This window comes from Pseudomonas sp. NFR09, assembly GCF_900111535.1.
Lineage (GTDB): Bacteria > Pseudomonadota > Gammaproteobacteria > Pseudomonadales > Pseudomonadaceae > Aquipseudomonas > Aquipseudomonas extremorientalis.
The window spans coordinates 43,260-60,264 of the sequence record NZ_FOIH01000010.1 but is presented as its reverse complement, the minus strand read 5'-3'; the positions used below and the strand labels follow the sequence as shown (position 1 = coordinate 60,264).

Annotated in this window: 13 protein-coding genes; 8 read left to right on the top strand and 5 right to left on the bottom strand. The window is 62.6% G+C overall.

Features of this window, described 5'->3' with window-relative positions; genetic code table 11:
- Positions 1-5: 5 nt before the first annotated feature.
- The 4 genes from BMX59_RS21680 to BMX59_RS21665 all read left to right on the top strand — a co-directional run bounded on the left by BMX59_RS21680 (position 6) and on the right by BMX59_RS21665 (position 3,300).
- Entirely contained in the window at positions 6-716 is a 711-nt protein-coding gene (locus tag BMX59_RS21680; protein ID WP_093125576.1) for an ABC transporter ATP-binding protein, read from the top strand.
- A 1-nt stretch (position 717) separates the two neighbouring features.
- Positions 718-1,983, top strand: a complete 1,266-nt coding sequence (locus BMX59_RS21675; RefSeq protein WP_016978529.1) for an ABC transporter permease — start codon at positions 718-720, stop codon at positions 1,981-1,983.
- 11 nt (positions 1,984-1,994) lie between these two features.
- On the top strand, positions 1,995-2,507 hold the full coding sequence (locus BMX59_RS21670; protein WP_071493720.1) for a DUF3299 domain-containing protein: 513 nt from the start codon (positions 1,995-1,997) through the stop codon (positions 2,505-2,507).
- A 94-nt stretch (positions 2,508-2,601) separates the two neighbouring features.
- The gene (locus tag BMX59_RS21665) at positions 2,602-3,300 is read left to right on the top strand and encodes an OmpW/AlkL family protein (protein WP_093125571.1); all 699 of its coding nucleotides are present in this window, start codon (positions 2,602-2,604) and stop codon (positions 3,298-3,300) included.
- A gap of 92 nt (positions 3,301-3,392) precedes the next feature.
- Here the strand turns inward: BMX59_RS21665 and BMX59_RS21660 are convergent, their stop codons facing one another.
- On the bottom strand, positions 3,393-4,277 hold the full coding sequence (locus BMX59_RS21660) for a sugar nucleotide-binding protein (RefSeq protein ID WP_083351508.1): 885 nt from the start codon (positions 4,275-4,277) through the stop codon (positions 3,393-3,395).
- Between the two features lie 141 nt (positions 4,278-4,418).
- Between BMX59_RS21660 and BMX59_RS21655 the strand changes: the two genes are divergently transcribed.
- On the top strand, positions 4,419-8,687 hold the full coding sequence (locus tag BMX59_RS21655; RefSeq protein ID WP_093125566.1) for a DEAD/DEAH box helicase: 4,269 nt from the start codon (positions 4,419-4,421) through the stop codon (positions 8,685-8,687).
- A 56-nt stretch (positions 8,688-8,743) separates the two neighbouring features.
- Here BMX59_RS21655 and BMX59_RS21650 read toward each other — a convergent pair whose 3' ends face one another.
- On the bottom strand, positions 8,744-10,849 hold the full coding sequence (locus tag BMX59_RS21650) for a mechanosensitive ion channel family protein (RefSeq protein WP_092250541.1): 2,106 nt from the start codon (positions 10,847-10,849) through the stop codon (positions 8,744-8,746).
- Between the two features lie 171 nt (positions 10,850-11,020).
- Between BMX59_RS21650 and BMX59_RS21645 the strand changes: the two genes are divergently transcribed.
- Genes BMX59_RS21645 through BMX59_RS21635 form a run of 3 tightly spaced genes read left to right on the top strand, consistent with a single transcriptional unit; the run spans position 11,021 to position 13,996 of the window.
- Entirely contained in the window at positions 11,021-11,800 is a 780-nt protein-coding gene (locus BMX59_RS21645) for an endonuclease/exonuclease/phosphatase family protein (protein WP_071489845.1), read from the top strand.
- A complete protein-coding gene (gene clsB / locus BMX59_RS21640; protein WP_092250538.1) occupies positions 11,797-13,059 on the top strand; it encodes a cardiolipin synthase ClsB in 1,263 nt (420 codons plus the stop codon). Before BMX59_RS21645 ends, clsB begins: the two co-directional genes overlap by 4 nt.
- The gene (locus tag BMX59_RS21635) at positions 13,049-13,996 is read left to right on the top strand and encodes a lysylphosphatidylglycerol synthase domain-containing protein (protein WP_071489843.1); all 948 of its coding nucleotides are present in this window, start codon (positions 13,049-13,051) and stop codon (positions 13,994-13,996) included. The genes clsB and BMX59_RS21635 overlap by 11 nt, the downstream gene beginning before the upstream one ends.
- A 4-nt stretch (positions 13,997-14,000) precedes the next feature.
- On the opposite strand, the gene BMX59_RS21630 is transcribed toward BMX59_RS21635, so the two are convergent.
- The 3 genes from BMX59_RS21630 to BMX59_RS21620 all read right to left on the bottom strand — a co-directional run bounded on the left by BMX59_RS21630 (position 14,001) and on the right by BMX59_RS21620 (position 16,986).
- On the bottom strand, positions 14,001-14,756 hold the full coding sequence (locus BMX59_RS21630) for an alpha/beta hydrolase family protein (protein ID WP_093125557.1): 756 nt from the start codon (positions 14,754-14,756) through the stop codon (positions 14,001-14,003).
- On the bottom strand, positions 14,746-15,855 hold the full coding sequence (locus BMX59_RS21625; protein WP_093125553.1) for a DUF3182 family protein: 1,110 nt from the start codon (positions 15,853-15,855) through the stop codon (positions 14,746-14,748). Before BMX59_RS21625 ends, BMX59_RS21630 begins: the two co-directional genes overlap by 11 nt.
- Before the next feature lie 171 nt (positions 15,856-16,026).
- Positions 16,027-16,986, bottom strand: coding sequence for a GlxA family transcriptional regulator (locus BMX59_RS21620; protein ID WP_093125549.1), 960 nt, complete (start codon positions 16,984-16,986; stop codon positions 16,027-16,029).
- Positions 16,987-17,005 lie beyond the last annotated feature (19 nt).

Genomic DNA, 17,005 nt, shown 5'->3' with positions numbered 1-17,005 from the left:
TTCACATGACCCACGCATTGATCGAACTGTCCGGCCTGGGCTTCAACTGGCCCGGCCACCCGCAGTTGCTGGACATCCCCGCGTTCCGCCTGGAAGCGGGGGAAACCCTGTTTCTCAAGGGCCCGAGCGGCAGTGGCAAAACCACCCTGCTCGGCTTGCTCGGCGGTGTGCAGAAACCCAGCCAGGGCAGCATCCGCCTGCTCGGCCAGGAGCTGACCGAACTCTCGGCCGGCGCTCGCGACCGTTTTCGCGTCGACCACACCGGCTATATCTTCCAGCAGTTCAACCTGCTGCCGTTCCTGTCGGTGCGCGAGAACGTCGAGTTGCCTTGCCACTTCTCCAAACTGCGGGCGCAACGCGCCAAGCAGCGCCACGGCAGCGTGGATCAGGCCGCCGCCGCCCTGCTCGCGCACCTGGGTTTGAAAGACAAAAACCTGCTGGAACGCCGCGCCGACTCGCTGTCCATCGGCCAGCAACAACGTGTCGCCGCCGCCCGGGCACTGATCGGCCAACCGGAACTGGTGATCGCCGACGAACCCACCTCGGCCCTGGATTACGACGCCCGTGAAGCGTTCATTCAGTTGTTGTTCGCCGAATGCCGCGAGGCCGGGGCCAGCTTGTTGTTTGTCAGCCATGACCAGAGCCTGGCTCCGCTGTTCGACCGCAACCTGTCGCTGGCCGAACTCAATCGCGCCGCCACGCCCGCAGAGGTTTGAGATGTATCTGTTCCGTCTAGCCATGGCCAGCCTGGCTAACCGCCGCTTTACCGCGATCCTCACCGCGTTCGCCATCGCGCTTTCAGTCTGCTTGCTGCTCGCGGTGGAGCGCGTACGCGTTGAAGCGCGCAACAGTTTCGCCAGTACCATCAGCGGCACCGACCTGATCGTCGGCGCCCGTTCCGGTTCGGTGAACCTGTTGCTGTACTCGGTATTCCGCATCGGCAACGCCACCAACAACATCCGCTGGGACAGCTTCGAACACTTCGCCGCCAGCCCACAGGTGAAATGGGCGATTCCGATTTCCCTCGGCGACTCCCATCGCGGCTACCGCGTGATGGGCACCAACGAGTCCTACTTCGAGCACTACCAGTACGGGCGCAAGCAGAACCTCGAACTGGCCAGCGGTCGTGCCTTCGCCACCGACCCATTCGAAGTGGTGCTGGGCGCCGAAGTCGCCGACGCGTTGCACTACAAACTTGGCGACAAACTGGTGCTGGCCCATGGCGTGGCAGTGGTCAGCCTGGTCAAGCACGACGACAAGCCCTTCACCGTGGTCGGCATTCTCAAGCGCACCGGCACCCCGGTGGACCGCACCTTGCACATCAGCCTCGGCGGCATGGAAGCGATCCATATCGACTGGCACAACGGCGTACCGGCCCAGGGCAAAGGCCGCATCAGCGCCGACCAGGCGCGCAATATGGACCTCACGCCCCAAGCCATCACCGCGTTCATGCTCGGCCTGAACAACAAGATTTCCACCTTCGCCCTGCAACGGGAGATCAACGAATTCCGTGGCGAGCCGATGCTGGCGATCCTGCCTGGCGTGGCGCTGCAAGAGTTGTGGAGCATGATGGGCACCGCCGAAAAAGCGCTGTTCGTGATCTCGCTGTTCGTGGTGCTTACCGGCCTGATCGGCATGCTCACGGCGATCCTCACCAGTCTCAACGAGCGCCGCCGCGAAATGGCGATCTTGCGTTCGGTGGGCGCACGGCCCTGGCATATCGCGACGCTGCTGATCTTCGAAGCCTTCGCCCTGGCGCTGTCCGGCGTGGTGGCGGGCGTTGGTTTGCTCTACGTGTGCATCGCCGCGTCGCGCGGGTATCTGCAGGCCAACTACGGCCTGGACCTACCGATGTCGTGGCCGAGCGAATATGAATGGACGCTGCTCGCCGGTATCCTGGGCGCCGCGCTGTTGATGGGCAGCGTGCCCGCGTGGCGCGCCTATCGGCAATCCCTGGCCGATGGCCTGTCCATACGTTTATGAGGAAGGCTTTGATGCGTCGCGTCCTGTTCGCACTGTTGCTGCTGCTTGCCCTGCCCGCCTGGGCAGCCGAGCCCAAAGAACTGACGTGGTCGGAACTGATACCGCCGGATGCCCCGCCAGAAGTGCCGAACATGCAACCACTGCACAATCTCTCCAGCATGGCGGATGCACTGGAATCGGCACCCGCAGCCAAGCAGGACCTGCCCAACGCACCGGTGGTGCCAGCGCTTGATGGCCAGCACATTCGCTTGCCCGGCTACATCGTGCCACTGGAGGTCAGCGAAAACGGCCGCACCACCGAGTTCTTGCTGGTGCCGTATTTCGGCGCGTGCATCCATGTGCCACCGCCGCCGTCGAACCAGATCGTGCATGTCAAAAGCGAAATCGGCGTGAAGCTCGATGAGCTGTATCAGCCGTACTGGATCGAGGGCGCGATGCAGGTCAAACCGTCCACCAGCGAACTGGCCGATGCCGGTTACCAGATGGAGGCCGAGAAGATTTACATGTACGAATTGCCCGAATAACGCTTATCGCCCTTTCATTGAGCTGAGTCAAAAGACCGAACGGAACGATCTTTACCATTGGACGTACAACTTTTAAACGTCCTTTGGAGCTCCCATGAACAAGTCTCTGCTCGGCGCGTCCCTCTTCGCGCTCGCCCTCGTTGCCCCCGTCGTACACGCTCACGAAGCGGGCGACATTCTGGTTCGCGCTGGTGCAATCACCGTGAACCCGAAGGCCGACAGCGGCCACGTCAAGGTTGACCAAGGCCCATTGGCCGGCGCCAACCTGGGCGGCAAGGCGACCATGAGCAGCGACACTCAGTTGGGCCTGAACTTCGCCTACATGCTGACCAATCACGTGGGTATCGAACTGCTGGCCGCCACGCCGTTCGAGCATGACGTGAAGATCAAGGGCACCGCCCTCGGCGCCGCCAACGGCAAGCTCGGCACCCTGAAACACCTGCCGCCGACCCTGAGCGTCGTGTACTACCCGCTGGACAACAAGTCGGCCTTCCAACCGTACGTGGGCGCCGGTATCAACTACACCTGGATCTACGACGAGCACGTCGGCAGCCGTGCCCAAGGCGCAGGCTTCAGCAACTTCAAGGCTGAGAACTCCTGGGGCTGGGCCGCGCAGATCGGCGCCGACTACATGATCAACGACAAGTGGATGATCAACGCCCAGGCGCGCTACATCGACATCAGCACCAAGGCCACCGTGGAAAACAACGCGGTCGCCCCTGGCACTCGCGCCAAGGTCAATGTGGACGTGGACCCGATGGTTTACATGGTGGGTATCGGCTACAAGTTCTGACACCGACCTGACCAACAACACAAAAACCAATGTGGGAGGGGGCAAGCCCCCTCCCACATTTAGCTCATGCCCACATTGGGTTTTGTGTTGGGTCAGCCATGGCGGTAGAACCGGTCCAGCAACGCCGGTAACCCCGCTCGCCACGCCCGAGGCTTGATGCCGAAGGTGTGGAGGATTTTCTTGCAGGCGAGCACCGCGTGTTGCGGTTCTTCGCTCGCATCCGGTCGGGCCGCGTGGGCCTGGGCGGTGGGGGATTCGATTGCCAGCGGGTGGTAGTTGCGCGCTTCAGTGAGGATCGCCTGGCCCAGCGCCAACGGCGTGGTCGCCTCATGGCCGGCGTAGTGGTAAGTGCCCCACAGCGGCGCCGCGCAATCGAGTTGCTTGAGCACCGAAATGATCACCCGCGCCGCGTCATCCACCGGTGTCGGGTTGCCGCGACGGTCGTCCGCCATCAGCAACTCATCCGGCTTCTCAGCCCGGGCCAGGAAGCGCCCGAGGGTGCCGTCGACGCTGTCATCCAGCAGCCAGCCAAAGCGCAATAACACATGTTGCGGGCAGGTGGCGCGCACGCTCTGTTCAATACGCCACAGCGCCTGGCCGCGCAGGCCCAGGGGCACCGGCTCGTCTTTTTCGCTGTAGGCGGTGGCGCGGGAGCCATCGAACACGCGGTAGCTGGATGGCTGCAACAGGGTGATGCTGTGGTGCTGGCACAGCTCGGCCAGGCGCTCGATGGCGAACTCCTGGGCAGCCAGACGGGGCTCGCTGACCGCTTCGGCCTGGAACCAGTCGAAGTAGTAGGCGAGGTTGATCAACGCGTCGGGACGGGTGTCGTCGAGCAATTGGGTGAGGCTTGCGGCATCCCAGCCGTCTTGGGGCGGTTTGGGTGCGAGGAAACCGATGTCTTCCTCTGCACCGAGGCGAATCAGCGCCTGCCCGAGGGCATTCCCGCCGCCCAGTAACATAAGGCGCATTCGCATAGATTGAGCAGGCCCGGTCTGTTGGAACGAAGGTTATTCAGGTATTGGTCAGAATCGTTGCATTTTGCGGGTTCATCGCGCAACCGTCACGGATTAACTGTGCCATTGCAACTTGTTGGAACTAGGGCTATCAATCATTGCATGAGCCTTCCTGAATCCACTGATACCGCATTGACCGGCTTCCACCCCGCCGTCAGCGCCTGGTTGCGCAGCACGTTCCCCTCGGTGACCGGCGCCCAGGCCCAGGCCTGGCCGCTGATCCGCCAGCGTCAATCGACCCTGATCGCCGCGCCCACCGGCTCCGGCAAGACCCTCACCGCGTTCCTGGCGGTGCTGGACGACCTGGTCCACCAAGGCCTGGCCAACGGCGGTGAGCTGCCGGATGAGACGCTGGTGGTCTACGTGTCGCCGCTCAAGGCGCTGTCCAATGATATACAGATCAACCTGCAAAACCCGCTGGCCGGGATCACCGAGCATTTGCAGCGCCTGGATCTGCCGCCGCTGATCATCCGCACCGCCGTGCGCACGGGCGACACCCCACAAAAAGACCGCGCCCAGATGCGCAAGCGCCCGCCGCATATCCTGGTGACCACCCCGGAATCGCTCTACGTGCTGCTGGGCTCGGACTCCGGTCGCCAGATGCTCGCCAGCACACGCACGGTGATCGTCGATGAAATCCACGCCATCGCCGCCGGCAAACGTGGCAGCCATCTCGCCCTGAGCCTGGAGCGCCTGCAAGGCTTGTGCGCCGGGCCGCTGATGCGCATTGGTTTGTCGGCCACGCAAAAGCCCATCGACGCGGTGTCGCGGTTCCTGGTGGGCACTGGTCGGGACTGCGCGATTGTGGATATCGGCCACGCCCGCCCACGTGATCTGGATATCGAGGTGCCGCCCGTGCCGCTCTCGGCGGTGATGGCCAATGACGTGTGGGAGCTGGTCTACGACCGCCTCGCCGAACTGGCGCGCGAGCACCGCACCACTCTGGTGTTCGTCAACACCCGACGCCTGGCCGAACGCCTGGCCCGGCACTTGAGCGAGCGCCTGGGCAAAACTGCGGTGGCTGCCCACCACGGCAGCCTGGCCAAGGAGATGCGCCTGGATGCCGAGCAGCGCCTCAAGGGCGGCGAGCTGCAAGTGCTGATCGCCACGGCATCCCTGGAGCTGGGGATTGATATCGGCGATGTGGACCTGGTATGCCAGATCGGTTCGCCGGGTTCCATCAACGGTTTTCTGCAACGGGTCGGCCGCTCCGGTCACCAGGTTGGCGGCACACCCAAAGGGCGCCTGTTCGCCACCACCCGCGACGATCTGATCGAATGCGCCGCCCTGCTCGACTGCGTGCGTCGAGGCGAACTGGACACCCTGCACATACCGGTGGCGCCACTGGACGTGCTGGCCCAACAAATCATCGCCGAAGTCAGCGCCCGTGAATGGTCGGAGCAAGGCTTGCTGGAGATGATCCATCGCGCCGCGCCCTACGCCGAACTCGACGAACGTCATTACCAGGCACTGTTGCAGATGCTCTGCGACGGCTACAACGGTCGCCAGGGCATGCGCAGCGCCTACCTGCACCGCGACGCCCTGACCCGCACCTTGCGTGGTCGGCGCGGCGCCAAGCTGACCGCCGTGACCAGCGGCGGCACCATCCCCGACAACGCCGACTACAGCGTGTTGCTCGAACCCCAGAGCCTGAACATCGGCAGCGTCAACGAAGACTTCGCGGTGGAAAGCATCGCCGGGGATATCTTCCAGCTTGGCAATTCCTCCTATCGGATCTTGCGGGTCGAAGCCGGCAAAGTGCGGGTCGAGGACGCCCATGGTCAACCGCCGACCATCCCCTTCTGGCTAGGCGAAGCGCCTGGGCGCAGTCACGAGCTGTCGGCGGCGGTGGCGCGTTTGCAAGGTCAACTGGACACGCTGCTCGGCGCCACACCCGGCGACCTGCAAGCCGCACAGGCCTGGCTGACCGGCGAACTCGGCCTGAACCGCGCCAGCGCCGAACAGCTCCTCGACTACCTCGCCCGCGCACGCCTGGCCCTGAGTGCATTGCCGTCCCAGGACACGCTGATCATGGAGCGGTTTTTCGACGCGTCCGGCGGCACCCAATTAATCATCCACACGCCGTTCGGCAGCCGCGTCAACCGTGCCTGGGGCCTGGCCCTGCGCAAGCGGTTTTGCCGCACGTTCAACTTCGAGTTGCAGGCGGCGGCCAGCGAAAATGCGATCGTGCTGTCGCTGTCCACCAGCCACAGCTTCGAGCTGGATGAGGTGTGGCGCTACCTCAACAGCCAAAGCGCCGAACATATCCTGATCCAGGCCGTGCTGGATGCGCCGCTGTTCGGCGTGCGCTGGCGCTGGAATGCCGGTGTGGCCTTGGCGTTGCCGCGTTATGCCGGTGGGCGCAAGGTCGCGCCGCAGATCCAGCGCATGAAAAGCGAAGACCTGATCGCCAGCGTGTTCCCGGACCAGATTGCCTGCCTGGAAAACCTCGCCGGTGAGCGCGACGTGCCCGAGCACCCGTTAGTGGAACAAACCCTCGACGACTGCCTGCATGAAGCCATGGACTGCGACGCCTGGCTGGCCCTGCTGCGGCGCATGGAGCGCGGCGACGTGCGCCTGGTCAGCCGCGACCTGCCGGCACCCTCGCCCATGGCGGCGGAGATTCTCAGCGCCCGTCCGTACACTTTTCTCGACGATGCGCCGCTGGAGGAACGCCGCACCCAGGCCGTGCTCACCCGACGCTGGAGCGACCCGCAAAGCACCGACGACCTCGGTGCGCTGGACGCCGATGCCATCGTCGCCGTGCGCGAAGAAGCCTGGCCGGCGCCCAACGGGCCGGATGAAATGCATGAGGCGCTGATGAGCCTGGCGTGTATCGCCGCCAACGAAGTCACGCCGCAATGGGCGCAATGGCTGCATGCCCTGGCCAAGGCTGGCCGCGCCTATCAGTTGCACACTCACTTACACACCAACCTGTGGGTCGCCGTTGAGCGCCTGGGTTGCCTGCAGGCGATCTATCCGAGCAACTTGCCGTTGCTGCCCGGCTTCGATGAGTCGTGGACCTACGAGGATGCCGTGACGGAAGTGTTGCGCGCGCGCCTCGGTGGGTTCGGCCCGGTGAGCCTGATCGAGATCGCCGCGCCCCTGGCGTTGTCGGTCATGCAGGTCACTCAAGCACTGGCCCGCCTGGAACAGGAAGGCTACGTGTTACGCGGCTATTTCAGCCCCGAGGCCACACAAGAGCAGTGGTGCGAACGCCACCTGCTGGCGCGCATTCATCGCTACACGGTCAAGCGCCTGCGCCGGGAAATCGAACCGGTGGCATTACAGGATTTCATGCGTTTTCTGTTCGACTGGCAGCACCTGTCCGGCGGCACCCGTGGCCAGGGCAGCGCGATGCTGCCGCAAATCGTCGGGCAGTTTGAAGGCTATGCCGCCGCCACGTCCGCCTGGGACAACGACCTGCTCAGCGCACGCCTCAAGGATTATTCATCCACATGGCTCGACGAACTCTGCCGCAGCGGCAAACTGGTGTGGCTGCGCTTGAGCAACAAGGCCAGCGCCATGGCCTTGCGCAGCACGCCGGTGGTGTTGCTGCCCCGTAGCCAAGTAGGGTTATGGAGCGGATTGACCGAAGTTACCGATGTCACCACCCTGTCGCCCAAGGCGCAGAAAGTGCATCAGGCCCTGTGTGATCACGGCGCGCTGTTTTTTGATGAGCTGTCCCACGAAGCCCATCTGTTGCGCAGCGAGCTGGAAACCACGTTGCAGGAGTTGGTCGGCGCAGGGCTGGTGAACGCCGACAGCTTCGCCGGCCTGCGCGCCCTGACCACCCCCGCCAGCAAACGCCAGGCGCGCAGCAGCCGACGCGGGCGCGGCGCGTTTGTCGGCGGCATGGACGATGCCGGGCGCTGGGCCTTGGTGCGACGTTCATCAACGGCTACCGGGCCCCATTCAGCCGAGGCACTTGAGCATGTCGCCATGACCCTGCTGCGCCGCTATGGCGTGGTGTTCTGGCGCTTGCTGGAGCGTGAGGCAGATTGGCTGCCGAGTTGGCGCGAGCTGCTGCGCACGTTTCACCGGCTGGAAGCACGCGGGGAAATTCGCGGCGGGCGGTTTGTCAGTGGTTTGGCAGGTGAGCAGTTTGCGCTGCCGGAGGCGATCCCGCTGCTGCGTGAAGTACGGCGGCGGCCCCATGACGGGAGTTTGATCGCAGTGTGTGGGGCCGATCCGCTGAACCTGGTCGGTACACTGTTGCCCGGCAACAAGGTGCCGGCAGTGAGCGGTAATCGGATTGTGTACCGGGATGGGTTGCCGGCGGCGGTAATGGTCGGCGGCACGCAACAAATGTTGCTGGAACTGAGTTTACCCGAGACCACGCTGCTGCAAGAAAAACTGATCAAACGATGAACCTCTTGTGGTGAGCAGGCTTGTACCGCGCGGGCCAAGCCCGCTCACCACGAGGGTCACTGCGTTCGCGGTTGCTCGGTAAGCACCACCGAAGCGGGCACGTCTTCATCCGGCTCATCCACCTGCGGCGTACGCTTGGGCAGCAACACCTGCTGTGGATAAGTCTGCGCGAAGTGCACCTGATCACAGTTATCCACAAGCTTTTTCAGGCGCTGGTTGAACGCGCGGCTCACCGCATATTGCCCACCCGACACCGTGCGGAACTGTGCCGTGAGTACCACGCCGTTGAGGTCCATCTTGTCCACGCCAAACACCTCCAGCGGGCCTTGCAGGTTGTACTTGAGGAACACGTCATCGCGGATCGACTGGCCCGCCTCGCGGATCAGTTCCACCGCCTTGTCCACATCCGTGTCATAGGTGAACTGTACCGAGAAGAACGCATAGGCAAATTGCCGCGACTGGTTGGTGACCGCCTTGATCTGCCCGAACGGCACCGAATGCACAAAGCCCTTGCCGTCGCGCAGGCGCAGGGTGCGGATGGTCAGGCCTTCGACAGTGCCGGCGTGACCGGAGTCGAGTACCACCCAGTCGCCGATGGACAGCGTGTCTTCGATAATGATGAACAGGCCGGTGATCACATCCTGCACCAGTTGTTGCGAACCAAAACCAATGGCCAGGCCGACCACCCCGGCACCGGCCAGCAGCGGCGCGACGTTGATCCCGAGGTTGGCCATGGTGGTGATCGCGCAGATCACTACCAGAACGATCTTCACCGCATTGCGCAGCAGCGGCAGGATGGTTTTCACCCGCGTGCTCGGTTGGCGACTGGAGCGCTTGTTGACCGGTGGTTTCAAGGCTTCCTGGATCGCCGTGTCGAGTACCACCCAGAACAGCCAGGTCATCAGCAGGATCAGGCCGATGCTGCTCAGCGAATCGCTGATCGCGCGGCCCACCGAGTTGCGCTGGGCGAACTCGAACAGGGACACGCCCCAGATCCGCCCGAGGATTTCAATAAAGGCAATGGCCATGGCGATGCGCAGGATCGCGTGCAACAGGCTGAGAAAACGTTCCTTGTAGGCGCTGCTGCGCTGGATCGCCACCTGGCTGCGGGATTTGAACAGGTGTTGCAACACGGTGCTGAGGAATACCGTGCCGATCAGCAGGATCGTGGTGAACAACGCGCAACGCAGGGCCTTCTGATTATCGTCGCCGGCACCGATCAAGTTGATTGCCGAGACCAGTACCATCAACAGGATCGGCCAGTACCACAACCCGGAAAACACCCGCAGAGATTGCTGGAGCGCCGGATGTTTCATGCGCTGCGCCAACGGCCGGTTGCGGATCAGGTGGGCGACCGGACGGCGCAGGCGAACCACTAATACGCCAAAGATTACTGTCGCAAGCAGGCCGGTGAATACCGCAATGCTGCTGGTGATATTGCCGCCCAGTTGGCGTGCGATCTGCGGACTGGTCAAGGCGTCGCTGAGGGCGGCGAGAAAGCCGATGAGGAACAGCGGCTTGGGGCAGTAGCCGCGAATGATCTGCACCGCCGGGCGCTTGTGGCCGACATTGAACATGACGATCACACACAGCAGCATTGACGTGGAGAAGATGCCACTGCTGGTGGCATAGGCAAAACACAGCGCCAGCGCCCGCCCCACGGAGGTGGGCAGAAAATGGCTGACATACAAGGTCAGGGGCAGGCATATCAGCGCCGGGATCGTGTAAGGCACCACATAGCCCAGCACCGCTAGGAGGCGTTTGCGCCGTTCGAAAAACGTGCGTTGCCCCAGTCGTCTCACTATCACGCGCCCCAGTAACGTCAGCAGCGTAAAGGCGCCGATCCACACACCGGACAGCAACAGGAAGTCCCCGGCCACGCTCCACGGGGAACGCTCAGCGGTCTGGTTGACCAGGCGACCGACTTCGTTGGCAGCCCGGTCGGCCCGCAGGCGCCATTCGTCAATGAAGTTCTGGTTGAGGTCCAGCTTTTGCTGCACATCATCAATGCTGGAACTGATCGCACCGAGAAGGCCGCCTTCCACCAGCAACTCTGGCTTGGCCGGCGCTTCAGGTTCCGGCGCGGTGGCCGCCGCTTGCAGCGCACCGCTGCCGCAAAACAGCAGCGCGCCGAGCAGTAATGCAGTCTTGAGATTCAGCAAAACACCGAGCTCCTTCAGAAGAGTCTGTAAGGAACTGACGGGTTTGCGCGTTGATCGTTCCCCTTCAGCGGCATCTTTATGCCGTCTGTAGGACGCTGGAAACTTTCCGTCAAAAATCACAGTCAGCCATAAACGAGGGCCAGGCCCCACCACTTTTTCACAGGAGCAACTATGGCTGCGATTCCCGACTGGGTGCCCATCACCCCCAGCGTCGCCATCACTCGCTTCACGGTGTTGACGGTCAATATCCACAAGGGCTTCACCGCACTGAATCGACGCTTCATCCTGCCCGAATTGCGTGAAGCCGTGCGCAGCGTGGGCGCCGACATGGTGTTCCTGCAGGAAATCCACGGCACCCACGAGCGCCACCCCCAGCGCTTCAGTGACTGGCCGAACATGCCGCAGTACGAGTTCCTCGCCGACAGTATCTGGCCGCAATTCGCCTACGGGCGCAACGCGGTCTATCCCCATGGCGACCACGGTAATGCGTTGCTGTCGAAGTTCCAGATCGTGCGTTACGACAATCTCGATATCTCCCAAAGCGGCCATGAAAACAGGGGCCTGCTGCATTGCGTGCTGCGCTTGCCGGGCACCGGCCAGGAGATCCATGCGATCTGCATCCACCTGGGTTTGCGTGAAGTGCACCGCCAGCAGCAATTACGCTTGATCGAGCAGCGCATCAGCGAAATCCCGGCCGATGCACCGTTAGTGGTGGCCGGTGATTTCAACGATTGGCGCCAGAAGGCCGACCTGAGCAAGGCGGGTTTGAAGGAAGTGTTTATCGAGTCCATGGGCAAACCCGCGCGCACCTTCCCGGCGCGGTTGCCATTGCTGCCGCTGGACCGGATTTATGTACGCAACCTGAAGGTGCATAACCCCAGGGTGCTGACGACGCGGCCATGGTCCCACCTCTCCGACCATGTGCCGCTATCGGTGGAGATCGAGCTATGAACGTGGCCGTGGAACATATCTCCACCGACCAGCCGCCGGACGAAGCCAAGGCCCGCGACCTGGATTATGGCTGGCAGAGTGGCAACCAGATCGAGTTGCTGGAAAATGGCGAGGCGTATTTTCCCAAGGTGTTCGAAGCCCTGCGCGCGGCGCAGCGTGAGATTCTGCTGGAGACCTTCATTCTCTTCGAAGACAAGGTGGGTCATGAGCTGCACGGCATCCTGATCGAGGCCGCGCAGCGTGGAGTGAAAGTGGTGGCAAGCCTGGACGGTTTTGGTTGCGGTGAGCTGACGCCCTCGTTTCTCGGTGAACTGGCGGACGCCGGGGTGACGGTGCAGATGTTTGACCCGGCGTCCAAGACACTGGGCTTTCGCACCAACTGGTTTCGTCGCCTGCACCGCAAGATTGTGGTGGTGGATGCGCAGGTGGCGTTTATTGGCGGGATCAATTTCTCCGCCGATCATTTGGGAGATTTCGGTCCAGAAGCCAAGCAGGATTATGCAGTGCGGGTGGTGGGCCCGGCGGTGGCGGACCTGCATCATTTTGCCCTGGCGCAAAGTGGTCGCCAAGTCCGCGCGCGACGTGGCTGGCGGCGGCGCCAGCAGCGGCCTTCGTTGTGGTCCACCGACCAGGGCGATGGCCTGGTGCGGCTGATTTACCGCGACAACGTGCAACATCGCGATGATATTGAAGAGGCGTACATCCACGCACTGAGCAAGGCGCAAAAACGTGCGGTGATTGCCAACGCCTATTTCTTCCCCGGCTACCGCTTGCTGCGGGAAATCCGCAACGCCGCGCGCCGTGGCGTGAGGGTGCAATTGATCATGCAGGGCCAGCCCGATGTGCTGCTGGCCAAGTTGGCGGCGCGGATGCTCTACGACTATCTGCTCAAGGACGGGGTGGTGATCCACGAGTATTGCCAGCGCCCCCTGCACGGCAAAGTCGCGTTGGTGGATGACGAATGGAGCACCGTTGGGTCGAGCAACCTGGACCCGTTGAGCCTGTCGCTGAACCTGGAAGCCAACGTGTTGATACGCGACCGAGCCTTCAACCAACACTTATACGAACGTCTGGAAACACTCGCCAACAATCATTGCCAGACCATGCCGGAAAACCGCAAACCGCGCTTGTGGCTGTGGCGATTGACCGTGGGCTTTCTGGTATTTCATGTGATGCGCCACTTCCCAGCGTTGACGGGATGGCTGCCGGCGCACAAGCCACGATTGAAACCCATCGAGAGCCAGGCCAATGACCGCTGAATCCCGGTTCAAACGCTGGAAGAAACCGCTGACTATCGCCTTTTTCCTGGTGCTGATCGTGCTGTTCACTCTGCTGGCGCGGCGTATCGACTGGAGCGAAGTGCTGCAGACCCTGGGTGACTTCAAGGTGCGCACTCTGGTGATCGCGGGGGCACTGACGTTGTGCAGCTTTCTGGTGTACGCCAGCTTCGACTTGATCGGCCGCACCTACATCCGCCAGAACCTGGTGTGGAAGCAGATCCTGCCGGTGGGCATCATCAGCTACGCCTTCAACCTCAACCTGAGCGCGTGGGTGGGCGGCATCGCCATGCGTTATCGCCTGTATTCGCGCCTGGGCGTGAGCACCGGCAATATCGCCAAGATTCTCGGCCTGAGCCTGGCCACCAATTGGTTTGGCTACATGGCGATTGCCGGGGTGGTGTTCAGCAGCGGCCTGGTGACCATGCCGCCGGGGTGGAAGGTCAGCACCACGGCATTGCAGGGCATTGGCGCGTTGTTGGTACTGGCCAGCCTCGGCTATCTGGTGGCCTGCCAGTTTTCGAAGAAGCGCGCGTGGACGATTCGCGGCATGGAAATCAACCTGCCGTCAGTGCGCATGGCGTGCCTGCAGTTGCTGCTCGGCGCGTTGAACTGGTCGCTGATGGCGGCGGTGATTTTCACCCTGCTGCCGGCCAAGCTGGACTATCCACTGGTGTTGGGCGTGTTGCTGATCAGCGCGATTGCCGGGGTGCTCACCCATATTCCCGCCGGGCTGGGCGTGCTGGAGGCGGTGTTTATTGCACTGCTGCAGCATGAGGCGTCGCGGGGCAGTCTGCTCGCCGGATTGATCGCGTATCGGGCGATTTACTTCATCTTGCCGCTGCTGATCGCGTTGGTGATGTACCTCGGTGTGGAGGCCAAGGCCAAGGCGTTGCGGGTGAAGAAAACACCCGCCTGAACGCTTACTGGGACTGGATGATGCTCAACCGTTCGCCCACCACCATCTCGGTGATCCAATCCACCAGGATTGAGGTGTACGCCTGTTGGGACACCGGATCGCTGAGGGAGTGGTTGGCGCCATCGATGATGCGATGGGTCAGGGAATGGGTCTGCTGGCACGCCGCACGGTAGCTCATGATGGTCGCGTGGGGCACGTGGTCATCGGTTTCCGATTCGACGATCAATACATCCCCGGTAAATGCCGAACACGCATGCAAGGCGCGATTGGTTTCGGCGTGGACCAAGGTGCTGCGGTAATCCATCAGGTCGGCCTTATCCAGGTCACGCTTGGGCTTGAGCCATTCCTGGTCGCGGTACAGCGCTGGCACGCGCAGCGCCAGCCAGCGTACCGGGCGCAGCGAGGTGAGGATCGCCGCGAGGTAGCCGCCGTAACTGGTGCCCACTACCGCCACCGCCGAGGTGTCGATGGCCGGGTGAGCCAGCAGTCGGTCATAGGCCGCCAGCAGGTCGCGCAGATTGTCTTCGCGGGTGACGCGGGACAAAGGAATACCCGTGCCAGCGTGCCCGCGCAGGTCGAAGGTCAGGCATACACATCCCAAGCCGGCGATGCCTTTGGCGCGCTCAAGGTCTCGCTCCTGGCTGCCACCCCAACCGTGCACAAACAACACGCCAGGCACTTTGGATTTGGGGCTCAGGAAGGTGCCGCTCATCTGTTCGTCGTCGATATCGATCGCAATGCTTTCGCTTCTAGCCGTCATAAGATTCAACCGTCACGTACTTGAGAAGGAACTCGCTGTTTTCCGCCGGGCCGCGATACACCTCGATGGCATCAGCCGGCAAGGGCTGGTCCACGTAGGTTTCCACGGAGGACACATGGATCGCACGCAGGCCGGGATTGTTGATAAAGCTTTGCAGGGCCACGACTTCGGCACTGCTGGCCCCGCCCATGCGCCAGGATTGTTCGAGCACGCCGCTGCGACGCTGGCCGTTATTGTCGAGGCCCTGGGCGATGTCGTAATTGCGCCGTGATGCGTAGAAGCCGGGATAGGCTTCATCGGCGGCCGCGTCGAAGACTTGGGCTTGCTCGATGGCCTCGCGAACGTCGTCGGGTAATTCGAGTTGCAGCAGGTCTTCGTAGTAACCGGGCACCACCAACAGGTTGGAGCCGCCGTAGACCTCTTCGCCCTGTCCATCTTTCGTCAGGTATTGCTCGCCGCAGTAGCTGAACACGTGATCGCCGATAAAACTCTGGCCGACACTGTGGGTGACCACGTTGTGCAGGTCTTGCTCCAGCACCACGCCCTGGTTGAAGAGTTGTGCGGCATCCGGTCGCGCCAGCACCGCTTCGAATTCATCCAGGCTGTGGATAACTTCCTGGCCTCGGCCCGCGCAGGCGTGCACGGGTTTTAAGCGAATGGGGCCGCTGGACAGCAAGCGTGCAGCGGCAGGCCGCGCGTCCTCCAGCGCAAAGACACTCAAGCCCTCCAGCACGACTTTTCGCACACGTTCGCCAAACAACCCCGACCACCCTTCGGGCGCTTTGGCTTCAGGGCTGAGTAAGCCATGACTGATGGCCTTGGTGCAGATGAAGTCGTGGTCGACATAACCGCCCCACAAATCCTCCGGACCTTGGATATTCAGTGCCCGCGCCTGGCCGGGACCGACCAGGGTTTGTGTGGGCAGCAGGTATAACGCCCGCCCCGCGTGTAGATCAGCGTCATAGCTTCCACCGAACTTGAGCCCGAGGATCTGCGCCAGCCAGCGTGCCAAGGCACGATTGGTTTCGACCTCATGCAGCGGCGCGCCCTCACGCGTGGAGTGAGCAACGACCAGCTTCTTGCGTTGAATCGGGGTCATGCGTCCCCCTTGGCCATCCCGCCATGTGTGTACGCAGAAGGTTGCAGGGATCAGGCCAAGGCTCTTCCATGGAGGATGCTTTTCAAATCAAGCCGTTACGGAAAAACCGATGGCAGTTGGCCTGTTTTATTCTGCACGACGCCGCGTTAACGCAGCGGCGTTCTGCACGATTCACACGCCAAAACGGCTGCGGTAATCGCTGGGCGCAAGGCCGGTGATTTTCTTGAAGATGGCGCGAAAGGCGCTGGGGTCCTGGTAGCCCACGGTCCACGCGATATGGTCGATGGTGCCGTTGGTGAATTCCAGCATCTGCCGCGCCTTGCCCACACGCAGGTGCTGGCAGTATTCGGTGGGTTTCAAACCGGTGGCGCTGCGAAAACGCCGCAGGAAAGTCCGCTCCTCCAAACCGGCTTCCCGGGCCATTGCCGCCAGGGAAACATCCACCGCACCGCTGGCCTGCAACCAGTGCTGAACCTTGAGGATGGCTGTGTCACCGTGGCCAAGAATCGGCGCGAAGTTGCTGCCGCACTGGCTGGCGCTGTCACTGTGCTCGATCACCAGGAAACGCGCGGTATCGGCCGCGATGCTTGGGCCCATCAGACGGTCGACCAGGCGCAGGCCGAGTTCGGACCAGGCCATCAAGCCGGCGGTGGTGATCAGGTCGCCATCATCGACGATCGGCTTGTCGGCCTCCAGGCGCACCGCCGGGTAGCGGCTGGCGAAGGATTTGGCGGAGGACCAATGGGTGGTGGCGCTGCGCCCGTCGAGCAACCCACTGCGCGCCAACATGATCGAGCCAATGCACACACCGCCCAGTACCGTGCCTGCCGCATGTTGCTGGCGAATCCATTCCAGCAGCGCCGGGTGTGCCTGGTCTTCTGTAAACTCGCCGATCGATGGCGGCACCAGCACCGCCATCATCGGTTGCTCGGGACCGGGATAGCTGCTGAAAACACGCACCGGTGTGCCAGCGCTATCCACCTGCCAATGGCTGACCCGCAGCAATGGCAACTGCGCGGATTGATGCTCGGCGGCGATGCGATTGGCCACGCCAAACAGGTCAGTCAAGCCGTGCACGGCGGCCAGTTGCGCACCCTGGTAGATCAACACGCCCAGCTCAACCACGACCATTGTCAGTTTTCCCCCTGTT

Bases quoted from the DNA above. Each gene is read 5' to 3' on its own strand.
- BMX59_RS21630 (WP_093125557.1), bottom strand. From the start codon at position 14,756: ATGACGGCTAGAAGCGAAAGCATTGCGATCGATATCGACGACGAACAG.
- BMX59_RS21645 (WP_071489845.1), top strand. From the start codon at position 11,021: ATGGCTGCGATTCCCGACTGGGTGCCCATCACCCCCAGCGTCGCCATC.
- clsB (WP_092250538.1), top strand. From the start codon at position 11,797: ATGAACGTGGCCGTGGAACATATCTCCACCGACCAGCCGCCGGACGAA.
- BMX59_RS21680 (WP_093125576.1), top strand. From the start codon at position 6: ATGACCCACGCATTGATCGAACTGTCCGGCCTGGGCTTCAACTGGCCC.
- BMX59_RS21665 (WP_093125571.1), top strand. From the start codon at position 2,602: ATGAACAAGTCTCTGCTCGGCGCGTCCCTCTTCGCGCTCGCCCTCGTT.
- BMX59_RS21635 (WP_071489843.1), top strand. From the start codon at position 13,049: ATGACCGCTGAATCCCGGTTCAAACGCTGGAAGAAACCGCTGACTATC.
- BMX59_RS21655 (WP_093125566.1), top strand. From the start codon at position 4,419: ATGAGCCTTCCTGAATCCACTGATACCGCATTGACCGGCTTCCACCCC.
- BMX59_RS21620 (WP_093125549.1), bottom strand. From the start codon at position 16,986: ATGGTCGTGGTTGAGCTGGGCGTGTTGATCTACCAGGGTGCGCAACTG.
- BMX59_RS21625 (WP_093125553.1), bottom strand. From the start codon at position 15,855: ATGACCCCGATTCAACGCAAGAAGCTGGTCGTTGCTCACTCCACGCGT.
- BMX59_RS21670 (WP_071493720.1), top strand. From the start codon at position 1,995: ATGCGTCGCGTCCTGTTCGCACTGTTGCTGCTGCTTGCCCTGCCCGCC.
- BMX59_RS21675 (WP_016978529.1), top strand. From the start codon at position 718: ATGTATCTGTTCCGTCTAGCCATGGCCAGCCTGGCTAACCGCCGCTTT.
- BMX59_RS21660 (WP_083351508.1), bottom strand. From the start codon at position 4,277: ATGCGAATGCGCCTTATGTTACTGGGCGGCGGGAATGCCCTCGGGCAG.